20 protein-coding genes and 1 other annotated feature are annotated in these 24,795 nt (G+C 57.7%); of the genes, 12 read left to right on the forward strand and 8 right to left on the reverse strand.

All coding sequences use genetic code 11. The features are described 5' to 3' along the window. Complete coding sequence (acrA, locus tag IM299_RS06195) at window positions 1–1,194, reverse strand: multidrug efflux RND transporter periplasmic adaptor subunit AcrA (RefSeq protein WP_041911060.1); 1,194 nt, start codon at window positions 1,192–1,194, stop codon at window positions 1–3. A gap of 141 nt (window positions 1,195–1,335) precedes the next feature. On the opposite strand from acrA, the gene acrR reads away from it, so the two are divergent. Together acrR and mscK are read left to right on the forward strand one after the other, a co-directional pair. After that, on the forward strand, window positions 1,336–1,989 hold the full coding sequence (acrR, locus tag IM299_RS06200; RefSeq protein ID WP_023310602.1) for a multidrug efflux transporter transcriptional repressor AcrR: 654 nt from the start codon (window positions 1,336–1,338) through the stop codon (window positions 1,987–1,989). A gap of 112 nt (window positions 1,990–2,101) precedes the next feature. Continuing rightward, complete coding sequence (gene mscK, locus IM299_RS06205) at window positions 2,102–5,449, forward strand: mechanosensitive channel MscK (protein WP_047362428.1); 3,348 nt, start codon at window positions 2,102–2,104, stop codon at window positions 5,447–5,449. A 1-nt stretch (window position 5,450) separates the two neighbouring features. On the opposite strand, the gene rsmS is transcribed toward mscK, so the two are convergent. Together rsmS and priC are read right to left on the reverse strand one after the other, a co-directional pair. After that, window positions 5,451–5,627 (reverse strand): pleiotropic regulatory protein RsmS, encoded by a 177-nt coding sequence (rsmS, locus tag IM299_RS06210; protein ID WP_193357174.1) that lies wholly within the window; start codon window positions 5,625–5,627, stop codon window positions 5,451–5,453. Between the two features lie 14 nt (window positions 5,628–5,641). Next, complete coding sequence (priC, locus tag IM299_RS06215; RefSeq protein ID WP_041911058.1) at window positions 5,642–6,169, reverse strand: primosomal replication protein N''; 528 nt, start codon at window positions 6,167–6,169, stop codon at window positions 5,642–5,644. 50 nt (window positions 6,170–6,219) lie between these two features. On the opposite strand from priC, the gene IM299_RS06220 reads away from it, so the two are divergent. From IM299_RS06220 to IM299_RS06260, 9 genes are all read left to right on the forward strand, one after another. Then, window positions 6,220–6,597 (forward strand): DUF454 family protein, encoded by a 378-nt coding sequence (locus IM299_RS06220; RefSeq protein ID WP_193357175.1) that lies wholly within the window; start codon window positions 6,220–6,222, stop codon window positions 6,595–6,597. Window positions 6,598–6,748: 151 nt separating this feature from the next. Then, entirely contained in the window at window positions 6,749–7,300 is a 552-nt protein-coding gene (gene apt, locus IM299_RS06225) for an adenine phosphoribosyltransferase (protein ID WP_000127359.1), read from the forward strand. A gap of 88 nt (window positions 7,301–7,388) precedes the next feature. Continuing rightward, window positions 7,389–9,317: a DNA polymerase III subunit gamma/tau gene (gene dnaX, locus IM299_RS06230; RefSeq protein ID WP_163333618.1), complete on the forward strand. Its 1,929-nt coding sequence runs from the start codon at window positions 7,389–7,391 to the stop codon at window positions 9,315–9,317. Next, window positions 8,647–8,711: a sequence feature (DnaX frameshifting element), on the forward strand. (Overlaps the previous gene by 65 nt.) A 54-nt stretch (window positions 9,318–9,371) precedes the next feature. After that, on the forward strand, window positions 9,372–9,704 hold the full coding sequence (locus tag IM299_RS06235) for a YbaB/EbfC family nucleoid-associated protein (RefSeq protein WP_003858972.1): 333 nt from the start codon (window positions 9,372–9,374) through the stop codon (window positions 9,702–9,704). Continuing rightward, complete coding sequence (gene recR / locus IM299_RS06240; RefSeq protein ID WP_006809843.1) at window positions 9,704–10,309, forward strand: recombination mediator RecR; 606 nt, start codon at window positions 9,704–9,706, stop codon at window positions 10,307–10,309. Before IM299_RS06235 ends, recR begins: the two co-directional genes overlap by 1 nt. 110 nt (window positions 10,310–10,419) lie before the next feature. Beyond that, on the forward strand, window positions 10,420–12,294 hold the full coding sequence (gene htpG, locus IM299_RS06245) for a molecular chaperone HtpG (protein ID WP_045259919.1): 1,875 nt from the start codon (window positions 10,420–10,422) through the stop codon (window positions 12,292–12,294). Between the two features lie 195 nt (window positions 12,295–12,489). Further along, entirely contained in the window at window positions 12,490–13,134 is a 645-nt protein-coding gene (gene adk / locus IM299_RS06250; RefSeq protein WP_193357176.1) for an adenylate kinase, read from the forward strand. A gap of 124 nt (window positions 13,135–13,258) precedes the next feature. After that, window positions 13,259–14,221, forward strand: coding sequence for a ferrochelatase (gene hemH / locus IM299_RS06255; RefSeq protein ID WP_041911054.1), 963 nt, complete (start codon window positions 13,259–13,261; stop codon window positions 14,219–14,221). 62 nt (window positions 14,222–14,283) lie between these two features. Beyond that, window positions 14,284–15,588, forward strand: coding sequence for an inosine/guanosine kinase (locus IM299_RS06260; protein WP_045260696.1), 1,305 nt, complete (start codon window positions 14,284–14,286; stop codon window positions 15,586–15,588). A gap of 92 nt (window positions 15,589–15,680) precedes the next feature. Here IM299_RS06260 and ybaL read toward each other — a convergent pair whose 3' ends face one another. Then, window positions 15,681–17,357 carry a YbaL family putative K(+) efflux transporter gene (ybaL, locus tag IM299_RS06265; protein WP_041911052.1) on the reverse strand — a complete coding sequence of 559 codons (1,677 nt, stop codon included), beginning with the start codon at window positions 17,355–17,357 and terminating at the stop codon, window positions 15,681–15,683. Between the two features lie 232 nt (window positions 17,358–17,589). After that, window positions 17,590–18,798, reverse strand: a complete 1,209-nt coding sequence (locus IM299_RS06270; RefSeq protein WP_193357177.1) for an MFS transporter — start codon at window positions 18,796–18,798, stop codon at window positions 17,590–17,592. Between the two features lie 164 nt (window positions 18,799–18,962). On the opposite strand from IM299_RS06270, the gene ushA reads away from it, so the two are divergent. Then, on the forward strand, window positions 18,963–20,615 hold the full coding sequence (gene ushA, locus IM299_RS06275) for a bifunctional UDP-sugar hydrolase/5'-nucleotidase UshA (protein ID WP_193357178.1): 1,653 nt from the start codon (window positions 18,963–18,965) through the stop codon (window positions 20,613–20,615). A 119-nt stretch (window positions 20,616–20,734) separates the two neighbouring features. On the opposite strand, the gene ybaK is transcribed toward ushA, so the two are convergent. The 3 genes from ybaK to copA form a co-directional block, all read right to left on the reverse strand. Next, window positions 20,735–21,214, reverse strand: coding sequence for a Cys-tRNA(Pro)/Cys-tRNA(Cys) deacylase YbaK (ybaK, locus tag IM299_RS06280; protein WP_008499307.1), 480 nt, complete (start codon window positions 21,212–21,214; stop codon window positions 20,735–20,737). A 198-nt stretch (window positions 21,215–21,412) separates the two neighbouring features. Continuing rightward, entirely contained in the window at window positions 21,413–22,207 is a 795-nt protein-coding gene (locus IM299_RS06285; protein WP_045631425.1) for a TraB/GumN family protein, read from the reverse strand. A 50-nt stretch (window positions 22,208–22,257) separates the two neighbouring features. Further along, window positions 22,258–24,756, reverse strand: a complete 2,499-nt coding sequence (gene copA, locus IM299_RS06290) for a copper-exporting P-type ATPase CopA (protein ID WP_193357179.1) — start codon at window positions 24,754–24,756, stop codon at window positions 22,258–22,260. Window positions 24,757–24,795: the final 39 nt, after the last annotated feature.

Genomic DNA, 24,795 nt, shown 5'->3' on the forward strand with positions numbered 1-24,795 from the left:
TTAAGACTTGGTTTGTTCTGACTGGCCAGCGGCCGAAGCTTGTTGTTTATCGTCAGATGTCACTTCCTGTGCTTTTACCTGCGCGCCAGGACGTACTTTTTGCAAACCAGTAACAATCACGCGATCGCCATCTTTCAGACCTTCCGTCACCAGCCATTTATCGCCAATCGCCTGCGTGGCGGTGATATTGCGCGTTTCGACTTTGTTATCTGCCCCAACAACCAATGCGCTCGCATCGCCGCGTGGCGTACGGGTCACACCCTGCTGTGGAACAAGAAGTGCGGTTGGATTCGTTCCTTCTTCCAGACGCGCGCGAACGAACATACCTGGCAGCAGATTTTTGTCAGGGTTCGGGAAAATCGCACGTAAGGTGATGGAACCGGTGGTCTGGTCGACCGTCACATCAGAGAATTCCAGAGTACCTTCCTGCGGGAACTTGATACCGTCGTTGGTAACCAGCTCCACTTTGGCTTTGCCGTTTTCCTGTTTCAGGGTGCCGTTAGCCAGCTCCTGTTTCAGGCGCAGGAAATCGTTGCTGGACTGCGTCACGTCAACGTAGATCGGATCAAGCTGCTGCACGGTAGCCAGCGCAGTGGTCTGCCCGTTCTGCACCAGCGCCCCTTCCGTCACGGAAGATTTACCAATACGACCGCTGATAGGGGAGGTCACTTTGGTATAGGCCAGGTTAATGCGTGCAGTTTCGACAGCCGCTTTGGCTGCTACCACGGCCGCGTTAGCCTGCTGGGCATCTGCCAGCGCGGTATCGTAATCCTGTTGGCTGATGTACTTCGTGCCGAGCAGTTTCTGGTAGCGGTTCAGCGTCAGCTGAGCGATTTTTGCCGCCGCTTGTGCTTTAGCCAGGTCACCTTTTGCGCTTTCATAAGAAGCCTGATAGGTCGCGGGATCAATCTGATACAGAGACTCACCGGCCTTCACATCGCCGCCTTCGGTAAAGTTACGTTTCAGGATAATGCCGCTAACCTGAGGACGCACTTCCGCAATGCGGTAAGCGTTTGTACGGCCTGGTAATTCTGTGGTGATCTGCAGAGGTTCAGATTTGAGTGTCACAACGCCGACTTCTGGCGCCTGCTGAGCTCCTTGTTGAGCCGGTTTGTCGTCACATCCTGTAAGCGCTAAGCTGCCTGAGAGCATCAGAACGACCGCCAGAGGCGTTAACCCTCTGTTTTTGTTCATATGTAAACCTCGAGTGTCCGATTTCAAATTGATCAAGGGTCCTGAGTCTAAAAACCCATTGCTGCGTTTATATTATCGTCATGCTATGGTACATACATTCACAAATGTATGTAAATCTGACTCCTGTAAATTCACCCACCTATGGCACGAAAAACTAAACAACAAGCGCTGGAAACCCGACAACACATTCTGGATGTGGCAATACGTTTGTTCTCTCAGCAGGGTGTTTCTTCTACCTCGCTGGCGCAAATTGCTCAGGCTGCCGGTGTGACGCGGGGAGCGATTTACTGGCATTTTAAAGACAAGTCAGATCTGTTCAGTGAAATCTGGGAGCTTTCAGAGTCCAGCATTAGCGATCTCGAGAGTGAGTATCGGGCAAAATTCCCTGACGATCCACTCTCAGTATTAAGAGAAATATTAGTATATATCCTTGAAGCAACGGTAGTTGAAGAGCGTCGCAGATTAATGATGGAAATTATCTTTCATAAATGTGAGTTCGTGGGCGAGATGGCGGTGGTGCAACAAGCGCAGCGCAGTCTCAGCCTGGAGAGCTACGATCGTATCGAACAGAACCTGAACCTGTGTATGCAGGCAAAGCTGTTACCGGCCAATTTACTCACCCGCCGGGCAGCCATCCTGATGCGCAGCTACATTTCAGGTCTAATGGAAAACTGGCTTTTTGCGCCGCAATCCTTTGACCTCAAAGAGGAAGCCCGCAGCTACGTGGCGATTTTACTGGAAATGCTACAGCTCTGCCCGACGCTGCGCAGCGACGCGCCTTCGCTCACGGCCTGAGCCCTTCCAGGATTTATCTCAGAGGCTTACGTTCTCGCTATTCTGCTTCCGACGAGCGTGATATTCTTCACGCCGGACTATTTTCGGTCATCTGCTGACATCATTCACAACTATGCTGCCCATCAATCGCTCGCAACATCCTGTATTTGCATTGCTCTTTGCTATGCTGTTTTTCTTCTCCACCGCGCCGCTTTCCTGGGCCCGCGCAGACAACAGCACTGATATTCCCTCGCGCAGTGAAATTCAGTCGCAGCTCGACACCCTGAACAAACAAAAAGAGCTCTCTCCTCAGGAGAAACTCACCCAGCAGGATCTGACGGAAACGCTGGAAAACATTGATAAGATTGAGCGCGTTAAAGCTGAAACCACCCAGCTTCGTCAGAAGGTGGCGCAGGCGCCGGAGAACATGCGTAAGGCCACGGAAGCGCTGAGCGCGCTGAGCGACGTCGATAACGACGATGAAACGCGCAAAACGCTCTCCACGCTCTCCTTACGCCAGCTGGAATCGCGCGTCGCGCAATTGCTCGACGATCTGCAAACCGCACAGTCTGACCTCGCGACCTACAACAGTCAGCTCGTCTCCCTGCAAACCCAGCCCGAGCGCGTGCAAAACGCGATGTACGCCGCGTCTCAGCAGCTGCAGCAGATCCGCAACCGCCTGAACGGCACGACGGTAGGGGAGGGCACGCTGCGCCCGACCCAGCAAACCCTGCTGCTGGTTCAGCAGTCGCTGCTCAATGCGCAAATCGAACAGCAGCGTAAAAGCCTGGAAGGGAATACGGTGCTGCAGGACACGCTCCAGAAACAGCGTGATTACGTGACGGCGAATATTAATCGTCTGGAGCATCAGCTTCAGCTGTTGCAGGAGGCGGTAAACAGCAAACGCCTGACCCTGACGGAAAAAACCGCTCAGGAAGCCGTCTCGCCGGACGAAACTGCCCGCATTCAGGCCAACCCGCTGGTGAAGCAGGAGCTTGAGGCTAACCACCAGCTCAGCCAGCGCCTGATACTGGCGACGGAAAGCGGCAACTCGCTGGTTCAGCAAAATATTAAAGTGAAGAACTGGCTGGATCGCGCGCTGCAGGCGGAGCGCAACATCAAAGAGCAGATCGCGGTTCTGAAGGGCAGCCTCCTGCTGTCGCGTATTCTCTACCAGCAGCAGCAGACGCTGCCGTCTGCCGACGAACTGGAGGACATGACCAACCGCATTGCGGATTTACGTCTGGAGCAGTTTGACGTCAACCAGCAGCGCGATGCCCTTTTCCAGAGTGATGCTTTCGTCGCCAAAATCGAAGAGGGGCACTCCAGTGACGTAAATCCGGAAGTGCATGACGCGCTGCTCCAGGTGGTGGATATGCGCCGTGAACTGCTGGACCAGCTCAATAAACAGCTGGGCAACCAGCTGATGATGGCAATTAACCTGCAGATTAACCAGCAGCAGCTGGTCAGCGTGTCAAAAAGCCTGCAGGAGATTTTGACGCAGCAGATTTTCTGGGTGAACAGCAACAAGCCGATGGACTGGGACTGGATTAAGTCCTTCCCGGAGACGCTGAAAACGCAGATTAAGAGCATGAAAATCACCGTGAACTGGGAGAAAGCCTGGCCTGCGGTAATGATTGCTTTCCTGGCGGGCTTACCGCTGCTGCTGATTGCCGGTCTGATCCGCTGGCGTTTGAAATGGCTGAAACAGTACCAGGCGAAGCTGGCCTCGGAAGTGGGGCAACTGCGTAACGACAGCCAGCTCCATACGCCAAAAGCGATTCTGATAGATCTCATTCGCGCGCTGCCGGTGTGCCTGATTATTCTGGCCGTGGGCCTGATCCTGCTCACGATGCAGCTTAACGTCAGCGATCTGCTCTGGGCGTTCAGTAAAAAACTGGCGCTGTTCTGGCTGGTATTTGGCGTGTGCTGGAAGGTGCTCGAAAAAGACGGCGTGGCGGTGCGTCACTTCAACATGCCTGCGCAGCTGACCAGCCACTGGCGTCGCCAGATTGTGCGCGTCAGCCTGGCGCTCCTGCCGCTGCACTTCTGGTCGGTAGTCTCCGAGCTTTCCCCGCTGCATCTGATGGATGATGTGCTGGGTCAACTGGTCATTCTGCTCAACCTGCTGCTGATTGCGATCCTGATGTGGCCGATGTGCCGCGACAGCTGGCGTGATAAAGAGTCCCACAATATCCGTCTGGCCACCGTGACGGTGCTGGCGATCATTCCGCTGGCGCTGATGGTGCTTACGGCAACGGGCTACTTCTACACCACGCTGCGCCTGTCCGGGCGCTGGATCGAGACGGTCTATCTGGTGATCGTCTGGAACCTGCTCTATCAGACCGTGCTGCGCGGCTTAAGCGTCGCGGCCCGCCGCATTGCTTACCGTCGTGCCATTGCGCGTCGTCAGCATCAGGTGAAAGAGGGGGCTGAAGGCGCGGAGCCGCAGGAAGAGCCGACCATCGCGCTGGAGCAGGTTAACCAGCAGACGCTGCGTATCACCATGCTGGTGATGATCGCGCTGTTTGCGGTGATGTTCTGGGCGATCTGGTCTGATTTAATTACCGTCTTCGCTTATCTCGACAGTATTACCCTCTGGCAGTACAACGGTACCGAAGCCGGCGCGGCGGTGATGAAAAGCGTCACCATGGGCAGCCTGCTGTTTGCGCTGGTGTCGTCGGTGGTGGCCTGGGCGCTGATTCGTAACCTGCCGGGTCTGCTGGAAGTGCTGGTGCTCTCAAGGCTGAACCTGCGCCAGGGGGCGTCTTACGCCATCACCACCATCCTGAATTACGTCATCATTATCGTCGGGGCGATGACGGTATTCGGCTCGCTGGGCGTCTCGTGGGATAAACTGCAGTGGCTGGCGGCGGCCCTCTCGGTCGGTCTTGGTTTTGGCCTGCAGGAGATCTTCGGTAACTTTGTCTCCGGCCTGATTATCCTCTTCGAACGTCCGGTGCGTATCGGCGATACCGTCACCATCGGTACGTTCTCCGGGACCGTCAGCAAGATCCGAATTCGTGCGACCACCATCACTGACTTCGATCGTAAAGAGGTGATCATCCCGAACAAAGCGTTCGTGACCGAGCGTCTGATCAACTGGTCGCTCTCGGATACCACCACGCGCGTGGTGATTCGCCTCGGCGTGGCCTACGGTTCCGATCTGGATAAAGTGAAAGAGGTATTGCTTAAAGCCGCTAAATCGCATCCAAAAGTCATGCACGATCCTGCGCCAGACGTCTTCTTCACCACCTTCGGGCCAAGCACGCTGGATCACGAGCTGCGTTTATACGTGCGTGAACTGCGCGATCGCAGCTACACAGTTGATGAACTGAACCGCGCGATCGACCGCCTGTGCCGTGAAAACAACATTAACATCGCCTTCAACCAGCTTGAGGTTCACCTGCATAATGAGAAAGGTGATGAGCATACGGAAGTGAAGCGCGACATTAAGGGCGACGACCCGACTCCGGCTTAATCTATTTTCCCTCTCCCACAGGGAGAGGGTTAGGGGGAGGGGGAAGTTTCCCCTCAAAATCCCGCCGCACAATCTCCAGCGCTTTAAGCACCGTCTCGGCCGGGATCTCATGATTCTCCAGCAGCATAATTAAATCGACGGCCAGCTTGACCTCGTCGGGTGCATTTTCCAGTGACATAGATGTGGCTCCAGTTAACGGGTCAGGCGTGCAATCACGCGTTCAATCTCATCCAGCGCCTGACGGCAGCGGACGATGCGGCCTTCCAGCGCGCTAATCTCGCGCATCAATAGCTGCTGCTCTTCCAGCGTTTCGCTGTTGTTCAGGCGGGCTTCGCGCTCGCGCTTCATCTCAAACAGACGCCGCTCAAACTCCTGATTCTCCAGCCGCTTGCGCTGCCATTTTCCCAGCCCAGGTGAGGCGCTGTCCCACGCCCGTAGCGGCCAGGCGGCGATTTCGCGGTGCAGGGCGGTGATCTGCTCGGTAAGATGCTCCGCAAGCCACACCACCTGTTCCTGCTGTTCACTCTCAACCGCGTGGCGAAGCTCATCGAGGTTGGTCTGCATCTCAGCAAGGTAATCCTGAATGACGGTGCTGCGGGTGCGGAAAAGCTGCCGGTCAAAGCGCGGTTTCAGCGTGGCGTGTCCCATCAGCGGCGTGGCCTGCGCCCGCAGAGCGATCAGCTGATTTTGCAGCTTCTCAAGAAGCAGTGCTGTTTTCAATGCGCTCTCCAGTGGTAAAGTAGCCGTTCAGTTTGATAACGATTCGCATTATGCAGCGTACTATTTTAATCATCATTGGCTGGCTCGCGGTAGTGCTGGGTACGCTGGGCATCGTATTGCCCTTGCTGCCGACCACCCCGTTTATCCTGCTGGCCGCCTGGTGCTTCGCCCGCTCGTCGCCGCGTTTTCACCACTGGCTGCTGTACCGCTCGTGGTTTGGCGGCTACCTGCGGCACTGGCAAAAACACCGGGCCATGCCGCCCGGGGCCAAGCCGCGCGCCATTGCCTTTATCCTGATCACCTTCGCCATTTCGTTATGGCTGGTGAACATGATGTGGGCGCGTATTCTGCTGCTGGCGATCCTGGCCTGCCTGCTGATCTTCATGTGGCGGATCCCCGTGGTTGATGAAAAGCAACAAAAGCACTGAAGCCTCATCATGGCGGTTGCAATTATGGCGCGCAGCCAGTAAATTCGACCGTTTTCGAGCACAGGTGCGCCTGGTCAAAGGTTAAACAACTGTTACTTTGACCGACTCGTCGCGCGCCGTGAGTAACACTGTTTCATTTAGGCACAAACCGATGACCGCAACTGCACAGCAGCTTGAATATCTGAAAAATAGCATCAAAAGCATCCAGGACTATCCAAAGCCTGGCATTCTTTTCCGTGATGTCACCAGCTTGCTGGAAGACCCGAAAGCGTACGCGCTCAGCATTGAACTGCTGGTCGAACGATATAAAAACGCCGGGATCACCAAAGTAGTAGGTACCGAAGCCCGCGGCTTCCTGTTTGGCGCACCGGTTGCGCTGGCGATGGGCGTGGGTTTTGTGCCGGTGCGTAAGCCGCGCAAACTGCCGCGTGAAACCATCGCCGAGAGCTACGAGCTGGAGTACGGCACCGATCAGCTGGAGATCCACGTTGACGCGATCAAGCCCGGCGACAAAGTGCTGGTGGTGGACGATCTGCTGGCAACCGGCGGCACTATCGAAGCGACCGTCAAGCTGATCCGCCGTCTGGGTGGTGAAGTGACCGACGCGGCCTTCATCATCAACCTGTTCGATCTTGGCGGTGAACAGCGCCTGGAAAAACAGGGCATTACCAGCTACAGCCTGGTGCCTTTCCCGGGTCATTAATCCCGGTTTTCACAACCTCGCTCAATGGGTGAGGTTGTGATAGCATTCCCCTCCATAAATTCACCTTCCAGCGTTGCAGAGCCTGCCCATGAGTTATCAGGTGTTAGCCCGTAAATGGCGACCTCAAACCTTTGCTGACGTTGTCGGTCAGGAACATGTGCTGACGGCCCTGGCGAACGGCTTGTCGCTAGGTCGCATCCATCACGCCTATCTTTTTTCCGGCACCCGCGGCGTCGGTAAGACCTCTATTGCCCGTCTGCTGGCGAAAGGTCTGAACTGCGAAACCGGGATCACCGCCACCCCGTGCGGCGTGTGTGACAACTGCCGCGAGATCGAGCAGGGGCGTTTTGTCGATCTGATCGAGATCGACGCCGCCTCGCGCACCAAGGTGGAAGACACCCGCGATCTGCTCGACAACGTGCAGTACGCCCCGGCGCGCGGCCGCTTCAAGGTCTACCTGATCGATGAAGTGCACATGCTGTCGCGCCACAGCTTTAACGCCCTGCTGAAAACGCTGGAAGAGCCGCCCGCGCACGTTAAATTCCTGCTGGCGACCACCGATCCGCAAAAGCTGCCGGTTACCATCCTGTCGCGCTGCCTGCAGTTCCACCTGAAGGCGCTGGACGTTGAGCAGATCCGCGCGCAGCTTGAGCATATCCTTGATGAAGAGAATATCGTTCACGAGCCGCGCGCCCTGCAGCTGCTGGCCCGCGCGGCTGACGGCAGCCTGCGTGATGCGCTAAGCCTGACCGACCAGGCGATCGCCAGCGGTGACGGCAAGCTCTCGACCGAAGCGGTCAGCACCATGCTCGGCACGCTGGATGACGATCAGGCGCTGTCGCTCATCGAAGCGATGATTGCCGCCAACGGCGAGCGCGTGATGTCGCTGGTCAACGCGGCCGCTGCCCGCGGTATTGAGTGGGAAGCGCTGCTGGTCGAGATGCTCAGCCTGCTGCACCGCGTGGCGATGCTGCAGCTGTCTCCGTCGGCCATCGGTGCGGATATGGCCGCCATTGAACAGCGGATGCGTGAACTTGCCCGCACCGTGCCGCCTGCCGACGTGCAGCTGTATTACCAGACGCTGCTGATTGGCCGCAAAGAGTTACCGTTCGCGCCGGACCCCAGGATGGGCGTCGAAATGACGCTGCTGCGCGCGCTGGCGTTCCATCCGCGCATGCCGTTGCCGGAACCGGAAGCGCCGCGGCAGTCTTTTGCCCCGGTCGCCCCTACGGCGGTGATGTCACCGCAGCAGGTGCCACCGCAGCCGACGCCGCCGCCACAGCAAAACGTGCCGCTGTCGGATGCCACCAGTTCGGTGCTTGCCGCACGCAGCCAGCTGCAGCGTGCGCAGGGAGTAACCAAACCAAAAAAGAGTGAACCGGCAGCGCCAGGAAGAGCGCGGCCGGTGAACAACGCCGCGCTTGAACGACTGGCCTCGGTAACGGAGCGCGTACAGTCGCGTCCGGCACCGTCCGCGCTCGAGCAGAAAGCCCCGGTGAAAGAAGAGGCTTACCGCTGGAAGGCGACCACCGTTGTTGAAACGGTCAAGGAAGTGGTCGCCACGCCGAAAGCGCTGAAAAAGGCGCTGGAGCATGAAAAAACGCCTGAGCTTTCCGCGAAGCTCGCCGAAGAGTCCATCGCGCGCGACGCCTGGGCCGCTGAGGTCAGCAAACTCCAGCTACCGAAGCTGGTGGAGCAGGTCGCGCTGAACGCCTGGAAAGAGCAGGACGGCAATCAGGTGCGTCTGCACCTGCGTCCGGGCCAGCGGCACCTCAATTCCCCTGGCGCGCAAAAGGCGCTGGCCGAGGCGCTTGCTGCTTTACAGGGTTCACCGGTTGAATTGACTATCATTGAAGATGATAATCCGGCAGTGAAAACGCCGCTTGAGTGGCGCCAGGCCATTTATGAAGAGAAGCTCGCGCAGGCGCGCGAGGCAATTATTGCGGATAACAACATTCAGACCCTGCGCCGGTTCTTCGACGCCGATCTGGATGAAGAGAGTATTCGCCCCATTTGATCGTGAGTCTGACTTACGGTTGTAATCCTTAAACGTGAAAGAAGAGAGAAGCCTATGTTTGGTGGAAAAGGCGGTCTGGGTGGCCTGATGAAGCAGGCTCAGCAGATGCAGGAAAAAATGCAGAAGATGCAGGAAGAGATCGCTCAGCTGGAAGTCACGGGTGAATCCGGTGCCGGTCTGGTCAAGGTGACCATTAACGGTGCGCACAACTGCCGTCGCGTTGAAATCGACCCGAGCCTGCTCGAAGACGACAAAGAGATGCTGGAAGATCTGGTTGCAGCCGCGTTTAACGATGCCGCTCGCCGTATCGACGAAACCCAGAAAGAGAAAATGGCCTCTGTTTCCAGCGGTATGCAGCTGCCGCCGGGCTTTAAGATGCCGTTCTGATGCAAACCAGTCCGCTGCTCACGCAGTTAATGGAAGCACTGCGCTGCCTGCCGGGCGTTGGCCCGAAGTCGGCGCAGCGCATGGCGTTTACGCTATTGCAGCGCGACCGCAGCGGCGGGATGCGCCTGGCGCAGGCTCTGACCCGCGCCATGTCAGAAATTGGTCACTGTGCGGATTGCCGCACCTTTACCGAGCAGGACGTGTGTAACATCTGTACGAACCCGCGTCGTCAGGAGAACGGCCAGATTTGCGTGGTGGAGAGTCCGGCGGACATCTACGCCATCGAACAAACCGGGCAGTTTTCCGGCCGCTATTTCGTGCTGATGGGGCACCTCTCCCCGCTGGACGGCATTGGCCCGGACGATATCGGTCTTGACCGCCTTGAACAGCGTCTTGAGTCCGAAACCATCAAAGAGGTGATCCTCGCCACCAACCCCACGGTGGAAGGGGAGGCAACCGCCAACTACATCGCCGAGCTGTGCGCGCAGTACGGCGTTGACGCCAGCCGCATCGCCCACGGCGTGCCGGTCGGCGGCGAGCTGGAAATGGTCGACGGCACCACGCTGTCGCACTCTCTGGCCGGACGTCACAAGATTATTTTCTGACCAAACGGAGGCCGCGCGCGCGGCCTCCGCTTGAAAATTTCCCCCCGTATCCCCATCTCTCACTCAACGTTTTAAAACCCCATTAAATGGCATTGTTGAGGTCGACATAGATGAAAGGACAAGAAACCCGTGGTTTCCAGTCAGAAGTAAAACAGCTTCTGCACCTGATGATCCATTCCCTGTATTCCAACAAAGAAATTTTCCTGCGTGAGCTGATTTCCAACGCCTCCGATGCGGCGGACAAGCTGCGCTTCCGCGCGCTGTCTAACCCGGATCTGTACGAAGGCGACGGCGAGCTGCGCGTGCGCGTCTCTTTCAACAAAGAGAACCGCACCCTGACGATTGCCGATAACGGCATCGGGATGAACCGCGACGAGGTCATCGACCACCTCGGGACCATCGCGAAATCCGGCACCAAAGCGTTTCTGGAGTCCATGGGCTCTGACCAGGCGAAAGACAGCCAGCTGATTGGCCAGTTCGGCGTAGGCTTCTACTCGGCGTTCATCGTGGCGGACAAAGTCACCGTGCGCACCCGCGCGGCGGGCGACAGCGCCGAGAACGGCGTGCTGTGGGAATCCAAAGGGGAAGGCGAATACACCGTTGATGACATCACCAAAGCGGATCGCGGCACCGAAATCACCCTCCACCTGCGCGAAGGCGAAGATGATTTCCTGAACGACTGGCGCGTACGCTCCATCATCAGCAAATATTCCGACCACATCGCGCTGCCGGTAGAGATTGAAAAACAGGAAGAGAAAGACGGTGAAACCGTTGTTTCCTGGGAGAAAATCAACAAGGCGCAGGCGCTGTGGACGCGTAACAAGGCTGAAATCAAAGACGACGAGTACAACGAGTTTTATAAGCACATCGCTCACGACTTTACCGACCCGCTGACCTGGAGCCACAATCGCGTGGAAGGGAAGCAGGAGTACACCAGCCTGCTGTATATCCCGGCACAGGCACCGTGGGACATGTGGAACCGCGATCACAAGCACGGCCTGAAGCTGTACGTGCAGCGCGTCTTCATCATGGACGACGCCGAGCAGTTCATGCCGAACTACCTGCGCTTTGTTCGTGGCCTGATAGACTCCAACGATCTGCCGCTGAACGTCTCCCGTGAAATCCTCCAGGACAGCACCGTTACCCGTAATCTGCGTAACGCCCTGACCAAACGTGCGTTGCAGATGCTGGAAAAACTGGCGAAAGACGACGCGGAAAAATACCAGACCTTCTGGAAACAGTTCGGCCTGGTGCTGAAAGAAGGCCCGGCTGAAGACATGGCGAACGTTGAAACCATCGCCAAACTGCTGCGCTTCGCCTCTACGCACACTGACTCCTCCGCCCAGACCGTGTCGCTGGAAGAGTACGTCTCCCGCATGAAGGAAGGGCAGGAGAAGATCTACTACATCACCGCCGACAGCTATGCGGCAGCGAAGAGCAGCCCGCACCTGGAGCTGCTGCGTAAGAAAGGTATCGAAGTGCTGCTGCTTTCTGACCGCATCGACGAGTGGATGATGAACTACCTGACCGAGTTCGACGGTAAGGCGTTCCAGTCCGTTGCCAAAGCCGACGAGTCCATCGACAAGCTGGCGGATGAAGTGGACGAAAGCGCGAAAGAAGCCGAGAAGGCGCTGGAGCCGTTCGTTGAGCGTGTCAAAACCCTGCTGGGCGACCGCGTGAAAGAGGTGCGCTTTACGCACCGTCTGACCGATACTCCGGCGATTGTCACCACCGATGCGGACGAAATGAGCACCCAGATGGCGAAGCTGTTCGCCGCGGCGGGCCAGGCGGTACCGGAAGTGAAATATATCTTTGAGCTTAATCCGGATCATCCGCTGGTGAAACGCGCGGCGGATACCCAGGATGAAGCTCGCTTTGCCGAGTGGGTTGAACTGCTGCTGGATCAGTCCCTGCTGGCCGAGCGCGGCACCCTGGAAGATCCTAACCTGTTCATTAAACGTGTGAATGCGCTGCTGCTGGCGTAACTGACCACGTCTCCCCTGGTCTTCTCCCTCTCCCCGTGGGAGAGGGCCGGGGTGAGGGCACCAGACCGCACTCTCCCAAATTATCTCCCCCCATTAACCGTTTCAGCCTTCCCGCCTTCCTTGAGCCACGCCCGTTCTGGTGGTATTGTTTAGCGCTTTTGAAAAATTGAAACGACATTTGAGGGGATTTTCGCAATGCGTATTATTCTGCTTGGCGCTCCGGGCGCGGGTAAAGGAACTCAGGCTCAGTTCATCATGGAGAAATACGGTATTCCGCAAATCTCCACCGGTGACATGCTGCGCGCCGCTGTAAAATCTGGCTCCGAGCTGGGTAAACAAGCGAAAGACATCATGGACGCAGGCAAGCTGGTAACCGACGAGCTGGTTATCGCGCTGGTTAAAGAGCGCATTGCGCAGGAAGACTGCTGTAACGGTTTCCTGCTGGACGGCTTCCCACGCACCATTCCTCAGGCTGACGCCATGAAAGAAGCGGGCATCAACGTGGACTACGTGCTGGAGTTCGACGTACCGGACGAGCTGATCGTTGACCGTATCGTTGGCCGTCGCGTGCACGCTGCCTCTGGCCGCGTTTACCACATCAAATTCAACCCGCCTAAGGTTGAAGGCAAAGACGACGTGACCGGCGAAGAGCTGACCACCCGTAAAGACGATCAGGAAGAGACCGTGCGTAAACGCCTGGTGGAATACCATCAGATGACCGCGCCGCTGATTGGCTACTACACCAAAGAAGCGCAGGCGGGTAACACCAAATACGCCAAAGTTGACGGCACCAAAGCCGTGGCTGACGTACGTGCAGAGCTGGAAAAAATCCTCGGCTAATCACGCGCCTCTCACCCGGGCTTCCGGGTGAGAAATATTCTCATCTTACCTATTACAGCAATGGGTTTCGTTTAAACGCATTTCCGCTACAATTGACAACCTATCAAATGGTTAAGAGGCGTGAATGAGTCAGGCGAAAACCGGCATCCTGCTTGCCAATCTGGGCACCCCAGAAGCACCCACTCCAGCGGCGGTAAAACGCTACCTGCGACAATTTTTAAGCGACACGCGCGTCGTGGATTTTCCGAGACTGCTGTGGTGGCCGCTGCTGCGTGGCGTCATTCTGCCGATTCGCTCTCCGCGCGTCGCCAAACTTTATCAGTCCGTCTGGATGGAGGAGGGCTCGCCGCTGATGGTGTACAGCCGTCGTCAGGAAAAAGCGCTGGCCGCCCGTCTGCCGGATATGCCCGTCGCACTCGGCATGAGCTACGGTAAACCTTCGCTGGAAAGTGCCGTCGATGCGCTGCTGGCACAGGGCGTGGATCATATCGTCGTGCTGGCCTTGTATCCGCAGTACTCCTGCTCGACGGTGGCCGCCGTCTGGGACGAGCTGGCGCGTATTCTGAAGACGCGTCGCCGCATTCCGGGCGTGACCTTTATTCGCGATTATGCGGATAACGATCTCTACATTAAGGCGCTTGCCAACAGCGCCCGAGCATCGTTTGAAAAGCACGGCGAGCCGGATCTGCTGCTGCTCTCCTATCACGGTATTCCGCAGCGTTTCGCCAACGAAGGGGATGATTACCCCCAGCGCTGCCGCGATACCACCCGCGAGCTGGTCTCCGCCCTTGGCCTGCCGCCGGAGAAGGTGATGATGACCTTCCAGTCGCGCTTTGGCCGCGAGCCGTGGCTGACGCCGTACACCGATGAAACCCTCAAAATGCTCGGCGAGAAGGGCGTGAAGCACATTCAGGTGATGTCGCCGGGCTTCTCGGCGGACTGCCTTGAAACGCTGGAGGAGATCGCGGTGCAAAACCGGGAATTTTTCCTTGAGGCCGGCGGCGAAAAGTATGAGTACATTCCGGCGCTTAACGACTCACCTGAGCATATCGACATGATGGTCTCGTTGGTGACGAACAGCCGCTGATCGCACTCCGGGCCGGGTTTGTGCTACCATTCCCGGCCCATATTCTTCGTACAGTTCAGACCATGAAATTTCCCGGTAAACGCAAATCCAAACACTACTTTCCCGTCGATGCCCGCGATCCGCTCCTGCAGCAAATCCAGCCTGAAAATGAAACCAGCGCGGCCTGGGTTGTCGGTATCGACCAGACGCTGGTGGACATTGAAGCGAAAGTGGATGATGAGTTTGTCGCCCGTTACGGTCTGAGCGCCGGTCACTCGCTGGTGATTGAGGACGACGTTGCCGAAGCGCTGTACCAGGAGCTGGTGCGCGAAAATCTGATTACCCATCAGTTCGCTGGCGGCACCATCGGCAACACCATGCACAACTACTCGGTGCTGGCAGATGACCGCTCGGTGCTGCTCGGCGTGATGTGCAGCAATATCGAAATCGGTGGCTACGCCTACCGCTACCTGTGTAACACCTCCAGCCGCACCGATCTTAACTATCTCCAGGGCGTAGACGGGCCGATTGGCCGCTGCTTTACGCTGATCGGCGAATCCGGCGAGCGTACCTTTGCCATCAGCCCGGGCCACATGAACAAGCTGCGCGCGGAAAGCATTCCCGAAGAGGTGATCGCGGGCGCGTCTGCGCTGGTGCTGACCTCCTACCTGGTGCGCTGCAAGCCGGGCGAGCCGATGCCTGAGGCGACCATGAAGGCGATTGAGTACGCGAAAAAGTACGACGTGCCCGTCGTTCTGACGCTGGGCACCAAATTCGTGATTGCCGATAACCCGGAGTGGTGGCAGACCTTCCTGAAAGAGCACGTCTCCATTCTGGCGATGAACGAAGAAGAGGCCGAGGCGCTGACCGGTGAAAGCGATCCGCTACTGGCGTCCGACAAAGCGCTGGACTGGGTGGATCTGGTGCTCTGCACCGCGGGTCCGGTTGGGCTGTATATGGCGGGGTTCACGGAAGAAGAGAGCAAGCGCAAAACCCAGCACCCGCTGCTGCCGGGGGCGATTGCGGAGTTCAACCAGTACGAGTTCAGCCGCGGCATGCGCCACAAAGACTGCGTGAATCCGCTGCGTATCTACTCCCACATTGCGCCGTATATGGGCGGGCCGGAGAAGATCATGAACACTAACGGCGCGGGCGACGGCGCGCTGGCCGCGCTGCTGCATGACATTACCGCGAACGCCTATCACAAAACTAACGTGCCGAACTCCAGCAAGCACAAGTTCAGCTGGCTGACCTATTCGTCGCTGGCGCAGGTGTGCAAGTACGCGAACCGCGTGAGCTACCAGGTGCTGAACCAGCATTCTCCACGCTTAACGCGTGGACTGCCGGAACGAGAAGACAGCCTCGAAGAGGCGTACTGGGACAGGTAAAAGCAAAACGGCAACCTGTGGTTGCCGTTTTTAGTATTTGTTCCCTCTCCCTGTGGAGAGGGCCAGGGTGAGGGCATCAGGCCGCAGCAAACTTACCCCGTAACCGCCTCTTCAACTGGCGGCTTCGTCAGCAGCGTCAGCATGGTGTTCGCAATCTCACGCTCGCCCATCACCACCTGATTCGCGCCGCGCTCGGTAATGTACTCCACCTCGTCGTCATAGTGCGCTCGGGCAATGATCTCAATACCGGGGCACTTCTCACGCGCGGAGGCCACAATCTCACCCGCTTCATAACCGTTTGGAATGGTCAGCAGCAGCCAGCGGGCGCAGTCCAGATGCGCCAGCTCCATGATCTCTTCGTTCGCCGCATTGCCCAGCACCGCACGAATCCCGCGCTCGCGAAGCTCATCCACGCGGGTGCGTGACGTCTCAATCACCACCAGCGGGATCCCCTGCGCCATCAGCTTCTCGCCGAGCAGGCTGCCGACGCGGCCAAAGCCCACCAGCAGGGCGTGATTACAAATATCCACCGGGATCTGCTTCTCTTCTTCCGTTGCCTCTTCCAGCGTCTGCTCTTCGAGGGTTTCGGTCTTCTCGAGGTATTTTTCCAGCAGGGCAAACAATACCGGGTTTAGCATGATGGAGAGGATTGCCCCCGCCAGCACCAGATTTTGCCCCGCCTGTGGCAGCAGGTTCAGGGCCATGCCCAGACCGGCCAGAATAAAGGCGAACTCGCCAATCTGCGCCAGGCTGGCGGCAATGGTCAGCGCCGTGCGCGGGGAGTGGCCGAACATTCGCACCAGGAAGAAAGCCGCGAGCGACTTACCAAAAATAATGATCGCCAGCGTGCCCAGCACGGCCAGCGGCTGCTGGATCAGCACCAGCGGATCGAACAGCATCCCGACGGAGACGAAGAACAGCACGGCAAACGCATCGCGCAGCGGCAGGGTATCGTGCGCCGCGCGGTGACTCAGCTCGGATTCGTTCAGCACCATCCCGGCGAAGAACGCCCCCAGGGCAAAGGAGACATCAAACAGCTCAACGGCGCCAAAGGCGATGCCCAGCGCCAGCGCAAGGACGGAGAGCGTAAACAGCTCGCGGGAGCCGGTCGCCGCGCTGCGGGACATGATCCACGGCACCAGACGGCGGCCCACCAGCATCATGATGGCGATAAAGGCCACCACCTTACCGATGGTGATGCTCATATCCAGCGCCAGCGAGGCGAAGCCGATGTTCTCTTTTTCCATCATCCCGGCGACGGCAGGCAGCAGCACCAGCGTCAACACCATCACCAGATCTTCTACAATCAGCCAGCCAATCGCGATTTGCCCGCGCTGGCTGTCTATCAACTGCCTCTCTTCAAGCGCGCGCAGCAGCACCACGGTACTGGCGGTGGAGAGGCACAGCCCAAAGACGATGCCGGTCATCAGCGACCAGCCCAGCACTGCCGAAAGCGCCATGCCCAGCAGCGTCGCCACCCCTATCTGGGCGATCGCTCCGGGTATGGCGATCGACTTTACCGCCATCAGGTCCTTCAGCGAAAAATGCAGACCGACGCCAAACATCAGCAGGATCACGCCCAGTTCCGCCAGCTCTGGCGCCAGTTTGGTATCCGCCACGAAGCCTGGCGTGAAAGGCCCCGCCAGTACACCCGCTAACAAATAGCCGACAAGAGGAGAAATACGCAGCTTATTGGCAATCATGCCAAGGATAAAAGCGAGCACAAGTCCACCAACAATGGTGGTAATAAGCGGTGTGGCGTGGTGCATTCCGTCTCCTTTCGTGGTGAGTGTTCCATTTTTGGCGTGAATACCAAAAAGCCAGGTAATAGTTTATGACAATTTTTGCCCTTATGTTTATGAATAATTGTTGAAGTTTGAATAAAACGGCAATATGCGATTAAAAAGGCGCATATTGATAAATTCAGAGTGGGGATGAAGAGGAAACCCTTATCGCATAAGGGGGAAGGGTAGCCAAAGCATAACTTTAGCTACCCGTAAATCACGCTTTATGACGATTATCAGGCAGGAATATGGTCAACATCCCAAGAAGCGGCAGGAAAGCGCAAATTTTGTAAACCAGGAAGATGCTGGTGTGATCCGCAACCATCCCTAATACGGCTGCGCCAAGGCCGCCCATCCCAAAGGCGAAACCGAAAAAGAGCCCGGAAACCATACCTATACGGCCCGGCAGCAGCTCCTGAGCATAGACCAGGATGGCGGAAAACGCGGAGGCGAGGATAAAACCGATTATCACGGTTAAAATCCCGGTCCATTCCAGACTTGCGTACGGCAAAATAAGGGTAAACGGCGCCACCCCGAGGATAGAGCCCCAAATGACATATTTACGGCCAATTTTATCCCCCACCGGCCCGCCAATCACCGTTCCTGCGGCCACCGCGAAGAGGAAAGCAAACAGGTGAAACTGCGCGTTTTGTACCGATAATCCGAATTTTTGCATCAGATAAAAGGTGTAATAGCTGCTGATGCTCGCCATATAGAAGTATTTGGAGAAAATCAGCACCAGCAGCACGGAAACCGCAAGAATGACCTTATTACGAGGCAGGGGATTGATAACCTTTGCTTTAGGTTTCCCTTTGTTCACGCGATGCTGGGCGGCGTACCAGCGGCTGATCTGTGCCAGCACGACAATGGCGAGCAGGGCGGCCAGCACAAACCAGGCCACATTGCCTTTGCCATACGGGGCGATAATCACCGCCGCCAGCAGCGGGCCGAGGGAGCTACCGAAGTTGCCCCCTACCTGGAAGAGTGACTGCGCCAGCCCGTGACGGCCACCGGAGGCCATACGCGCCACGCGGGACGATTCCGGATGGAAGACGGACGAGCCGGTTCCCACCAGCGCGGCGGCGAGCAGAACCGCTTCAAAACTGCCTGCCATGGCCAGCAGCACCAGCCCGCTTAAGGTAAAGCACATGCCTATCGGCAGCGACCACGGCATCGGGTATTTATCCGTCCAGTAACCCACCACCGGCTGCAGCAGCGACGAGGCCAGCTGGAAGGTCAGGGTGATCATCCCGATCTGTACGAAGGTTAACGAAAACTCAGACTGCAGCAGCGGGTAGATCGCCAGAATCAACGACTGGATCATGTCGTTGAGCAGGTGCGAGAGGCTGATTGCGCCTAAAACTTTAAAAGAGGTGCGCGACGCCGGCGCGCCCGGAGCGGGCTGGGTTGATTCACTCATTGCCATAAATACCACGTCAATTTGTTATTAGAGATGCAGGGAGTAATTATTATCCGACTAACATACTCGTCCGTGACATTTGAAGAAAGTCGCAATTCTGAAAACTTATTTGTCTATTCTTGTTAGTCACTGTAATTTTTGCCTTTGTCTATTGGTCAGGGAGAGAGAAGATGAAGTTAATGAAGCGGGGCGTCGCGCTGGCGCTTATTGCCGCATGGGGCCTGGCAAGCCTGCCCGCGCAGGCGTATGAAAAAGATAAAACCTATAAAATCACCATCCTGCATACCAACGATCATCACGGTCATTTCTGGCGCAGTGAATACGGCGAGTATGGTCTGTCGGCGCAAAAAACGCTGGTGGACGGCATTCGCAAAGAGGTGGCGGCCCAGGGCGGCAGCGTGTTGCTGCTGTCGGGCGGGGATATTAATACCGGCGTGCCGGAATCGGATTTACAGGATGCTGAACCCGATTTCCGCGGCATGAATTTAATCGGTTACGACGCGATGGCCGTCGGCAACCACGAGTTTGACAATCCGCTGAGCGTGCTGCGCCAGCAGGAAAAATGGTCCAAATTCCCGTTCCTCTCCGCCAATATTTACCAGAAAAGCACCGGCGAACGTCTGTTTAAACCGTGGGCGCTGTTTAAGCGTCAGGATCTCAAAATCGCGGTCATCGGCTTAACCACCGACGATACGGCAAAAATCGGTAACCCTGAGTTCTTCACCGATATCGAATTCCGCAAACCGGCAGACGAAGCGAAGCTGGTGATTCAGGAGCTGCAGCAGAATGAAAAGCCGGACGTGATTATCGCCACTACCCACATGGGACACTACGATAACGGCGAGCACGGCTCCAATGCGCCCGGCGACGTGGAGATGGCGCGCAGCCTGCCAGCGGGCTCGCTGGCGATGATTGTGGGCGGTCACTCGCAGGATCCGGTGTGCATGGCGTCGGAGAACAAAAAGCAGGTGGACTACGTGCCGGGCACGCCGTGTGCGCCAGATCGTCAGAACGGGATCTGGATTGTGCAGGCCCACGAGTGGGGTAAATACGTGGGTCGGGCGGACTTTGAGTTTCGTAACGGTGAGATGAAGCTGGTGCGCTATCAGCTTATCCCGGTGAACCTGAAGAAGAAAGTCACCTACCCGGACGGGAAAAGCGAGCGCGTACTTTACACGCCAGAGATTGCTGAAAACCAGCAGATGCTCTCCCTGCTGACGCCGTTCCAGAATAAAGGCAAGGCGCAGCTGGAGGTGAAAATCGGCACGCTGAACGGTCGTCTGGAAGGGGACCGCAGTAAAGTCCGCTTCGTGCAGACCAACATGGGCCATCTGGTGCTGGCGGCGCAGATGGCGCGCACGAATGCGGACTTCGGCGTGATGAGCGGCGGCGGCATTCGTGACTCCATCGAAGGCGGAAACATCACCTATAAAGACGTGCTGAAGGTGCAGCCGTTCGGCAACGTGGTGGTGTATGCGGATATGAGCGGGAAAGAGGTCGTTGACTACCTGACCGCCGTGGCGCAGATGAAGCCGGACTCGGGTGCCTATCCCCAGTTTGCCAACGTCAGCTTTGTGGCGAAGGACGGCAAGCTCAACGATCTGAAAATCAAAGGCGAGCCGGTAGACCCTGCGAAAACCTACCGTCTGGCGACGTTAAGCTTTAACGCTACCGGCGGCGACGGCTATCCCCACATCGATAATAAACCGGGCTACGTAAACACCGGTTTTATTGATGCGGAAGTGCTGAAGCAGTACATCGAGCAGAACTCGCCGATTGACGTGAATGCGTATGAGCCGAAAGGTGAGGTGAGCTGGCAGTAGTGTTGTGCGGCCTGATGCCCTCACTCCAACCCTCTCCCACCGGGAGAGGGCGCGAACACAAAAAACGGTAACGCCTGTTACCGTTTTGCTTTTACCTCGTAGTCGCCACCCGGCTTTTTTTACTCCCGGCGGGCAATATCCGCAAACTTCGCGTCCAGCATTTTCGCCAGATCGCCCGCGGCCAGTTCAATATCCAGCCCGCGTTTACCGCCCGAAATATAGATCGTCTCAAATTCCTGCGAAGGCGCATCGATCAGCGTCGGCAGGCGTTTTTTCTGTCCGAGCGGGCTGATCCCGCCCACCAGATAGCCCGTGGTGCGTTGCGCAACCATCGGGTCCGCCATATCGACCTTTTTCGCCCCCAGCGCTTTCGCTACCTTTTTGAGATCGAGCTGTCCGGCAACGGGCGTTACCGCCACGGCGAGGTGCTTCATATCGCCATTCACCGCGACCAGCAGCGTTTTATAGACCTGGTCAGCGTTCAGCCCCAGCTTGCGCACCACTTCATCACCAAAGTTGGTTTCGTTCGGATCATGATCGTAGGTATGGATCCGGAAAGAAATATTGTTTTTTTCGAGTAATTTAACGGCGGGAGTCATAGCTATCCTTCTTACGACAGACAATTCATGCAGCTAGCATACGCCTGACGTTTGTCTAAAAAATAGCACCATCTTGCGCAATAGTGTTGGCAGTGATGGTCACTTTGAGCGACAATCGGCTCAGCCGAAGGTCACTTCGGTATAATAAAAACGATGAAATTCCTCTTTGACGGGCCAATAGAAATATTGGCCATTTTTTTATTTCAACAGCGACGGCAAATTCCCTTCGCCGTATAAATGCAGCGCCCCGACCGCGACCACGTACTCCCCCGCAGGTAAAGCATGCAGCGTCTCTCGCCAGGCTTTGTTGCGCGCATTCATCAGCACATCATAAAGCGATTCACTGAACGTCGACGGAAGCGCCAGCTTACCGTCCGCGGGCGGCGCATCCAGCCACCAGCCAATCATGGTTTGCAGCAGACGCGCGTTGGTGTGCCAGTGGGTCAGGGTATCATCCAGCAGCATCAGACCGTCGTCAGGAAGCTGGCGCAGGAGCGCAATCTGGCTGTCCGTCCCTTCCAGCTCGATGATGGGCATACGGCGCGCCCGCGCCACGTTCAGCAGCTGGTAATCAATGCCGTAGTCACCGCGCAGGCCCAGACGCTGCGCCTGCGTGGCCTGCAGCACCATCGCAATTTGCCACAGCGGCAGGGTGTCAATCATGGAGAGCGACACGCCGGTTTCTGCCGCCACGCGCCTCAGCTCCGCGAGCTGGTCGTCGTTCAGGCGCTCCGCCAGCGGGAGATCGCTTTCAAGCCCGGCAAACGGCGACTCGTGGCCGGAAATGTCCGCCTCGACGACCAGCGCGTCGGCGCGCTTCAGGCGTTTTATCAGACCGGATGGCAGAGGAGACATTCCCTGCGTGCCCATATGGATGCTGCCGACCAGGTGCAGGTGTTGCCCGCCGGGAAGCGAGATATCCAGGCCGGGCCAGGCATAGCGTCGGGGGAAGAGGGCGCGAAACGATGCTTTTATACGATTAAACAGACTCATACGCGCTCCATCACCGGAAAGGGTCATGCTAGCGCGTACGAGAACAAGGTTCAATCCTTCGGTTTAAACCGCAGCAGACGGTTGGCGTTGCTCACCACGGTAATGGAGGAGAGTGCCATCGCCGCACCCGCAACCACCGGGTTCAGCAGGGTGCCGGTCAGCGGCCACAAAATGCCGGCAGCAACCGGAATACCGAGCGAGTTATAGACGAACGCCCCCAGCAGGTTCTGCTTCATGTTGCGCAACGTGGCTTTCGAAATGGCCAGGGCGTCGGCCACGCCCATCAGGCTGTGGCGCATCAGCGTGATGGCCGCGGTTTCAATGGCGACATCGCTCCCGCCACCCATGGCTATCCCTACGTCCGCCTGGGCCAGCGCCGGGGCGTCGTTGATGCCGTCGCCCACCATCGCCACCTGGCGGCCCTGGCTTTGCAGGTCCTTGATGGCGTCCGCTTTGCCGTCCGGCAGCACGCCCGCAATCACCTCATCAATACCGGCCTCTTTCGCGATGGCGTTGGCGGTGGTCGGGTTATCCCCGGTCAGCATCACCAGGCGATAGCCCGCGCGGTGCAGGCGCTGTAAGGCATCCACGCTGTCCTGGCGAAGCGGATCGCGCACGGCCAGCAGCGCGGCGGCTTTGCCATCCACCGCCAGCAGAACCGGGGTGGCACCCCGAGACGCCTGTGCTTTCAGTTCTTCTTCCAGCGCGGACGTATCAACACCGTTTTCATTCAGCAATGCCTGATTACCCAGCAGCAGCGCGTGGCCGTCGGCTTCACCGCTGACGCCAAGCCCGCGCAGGGTACGGAAATTGCTGACCTGCGGCAGGGCAGAAGCATTCCCCTTATCGAGAATGGCGCGGGCCAGCGGGTGGCTGGAACCCTGCTCCAGCGCGGCGGCAAGGCGCAGCGCGTCCTCTTGCGTAATGCCAGCGGTACTCACGGCCACTACCTGCGGTTTGCCCTCGGTCAACGTGCCGGTTTTATCAAAGACAATCGTATCCAGGGTGCTCGCCCGCTGCAGGGCATCTGCATCACGGACCAGCACGCCAAACTCGGCGGCACGGCCCACGCCGGAGATAATCGACATCGGCGTCGCCAGCCCAAGAGCGCACGGACAGGCGATGATCAGCACCGTGGTGGCGATGACCAGGGTGTAAACAATCTGCGGTGCCGGGCCGAAGAAATACCAGATCGCCGCGCTCAGCAGAGCAATGCCGACCACTACCGGCACAAAAATGGCCGAGATTTTGTCAGCAAGCTGGCCAATCTCCGGCTTGCTGCTCTGGGCCTGGCGGACCATGCGGATAATACGCGACAGCGTGGTGTGGCTACCGACGGCACTGGCGCGGAACAGCACGCTGCCGTCCTGCACTACCGTACCGGCATGAACCGCATCGCCCTGTGATTTTTGCTGGGGGATCGGCTCCCCGGTCAACATCGCTTCATCCAACCAGGCGTCGCCCTGGGTGATTTCACCGTCGACGGGCACCCGGTCGCCGGTGGTCAGGCGCAGCGTCATGCCCGGCTGTACCTCAGCCAGCGGGACGCTTTTTTCCCCATCGTCCGTGACCACGCGGGCCGTCGGCGGGGTTAAATCGAGCAAGCGTTCCAGCGCTTTCGAGGAGCGCTGACGGGCGCGCGCTTCCAGCATGTGGCCCAGGTTAATCAGGCCGATAATCATAGCGCTGGCTTCATAATAGAGATGGCGGGCTTCCATCGGGAACCACTGGGGCCAGACGTTCACGCTCATGGAGTACAGCCACGCCGCGCCGGTACCGAGCGCAACCAGCGTATCCATCGTCGCCGTGCGGTTTTTCAGGCTCTTCCAGGCGCTGGTATAAAAATGCCCACCTGCAAAGACCATGACCGCAAGGGTAATTAAACCAATCACCAGCCACAGCGTGCGGTTGTCTGCGGTGACCATCATGTTGTCACCCATCATGCCCCACACCATCACCGGAATACCGACCAGCAGGGCGACGATCGCCTGCCAGCGGAAGCGCTTCATGGTGGTAATAGCCGTTTCCTGCTGGCGCTCGCGGCGCTCGGCATCATCTTCGATGGCCTCTGCCCCGTAGCCCGCTTTTTCCACGGCCTGCACTAAATCTGCGGCGGAGGCACTGCCCATCACCAGCGCAGTACGCTCCGCAAGGTTGACCCGTGCCTGTGCGACGCCCGGTACCGCCTGCAGGGCGTTCTGCACGCGGGAGACGCAGCTGGCGCAGCTCATGCCGTTGATCAGCAGCTGTTGGCTGTCATCAATATCATCTGCTGCCGGAAGCTCAGGAGTGGCCGCTGTCAGCGCTTCCGACGGGGATGATGACTCTGCCAGCGGGTTAGCCTTTGGGTGGCTTAACTCCGCCCCATAACCGGCCTGTTTAATGGTATCAATCAGCGCGTCCGCGCTGGCGCTGCCGGTCACGGCGGCATGGTCGATAGTCACTTCAGCGCTTTCAACGTCAGGACGCTGTTCCAGGCTTTCTTTAACGCGTTTGACGCAGTGGCCGCAGGAGAGGCCGTCCAGCGTCAGGTCGATAGTGTGAGACATAACAAAACTCCCGTATAATATATTGGTCAGTTGTTGACC

The sequence above is a fragment of the Enterobacter cloacae complex sp. P47BA genome, assembly GCF_014930485.1.
In the GTDB taxonomy this organism is placed as follows: domain Bacteria; phylum Pseudomonadota; class Gammaproteobacteria; order Enterobacterales; family Enterobacteriaceae; genus Enterobacter; species Enterobacter bugandensis.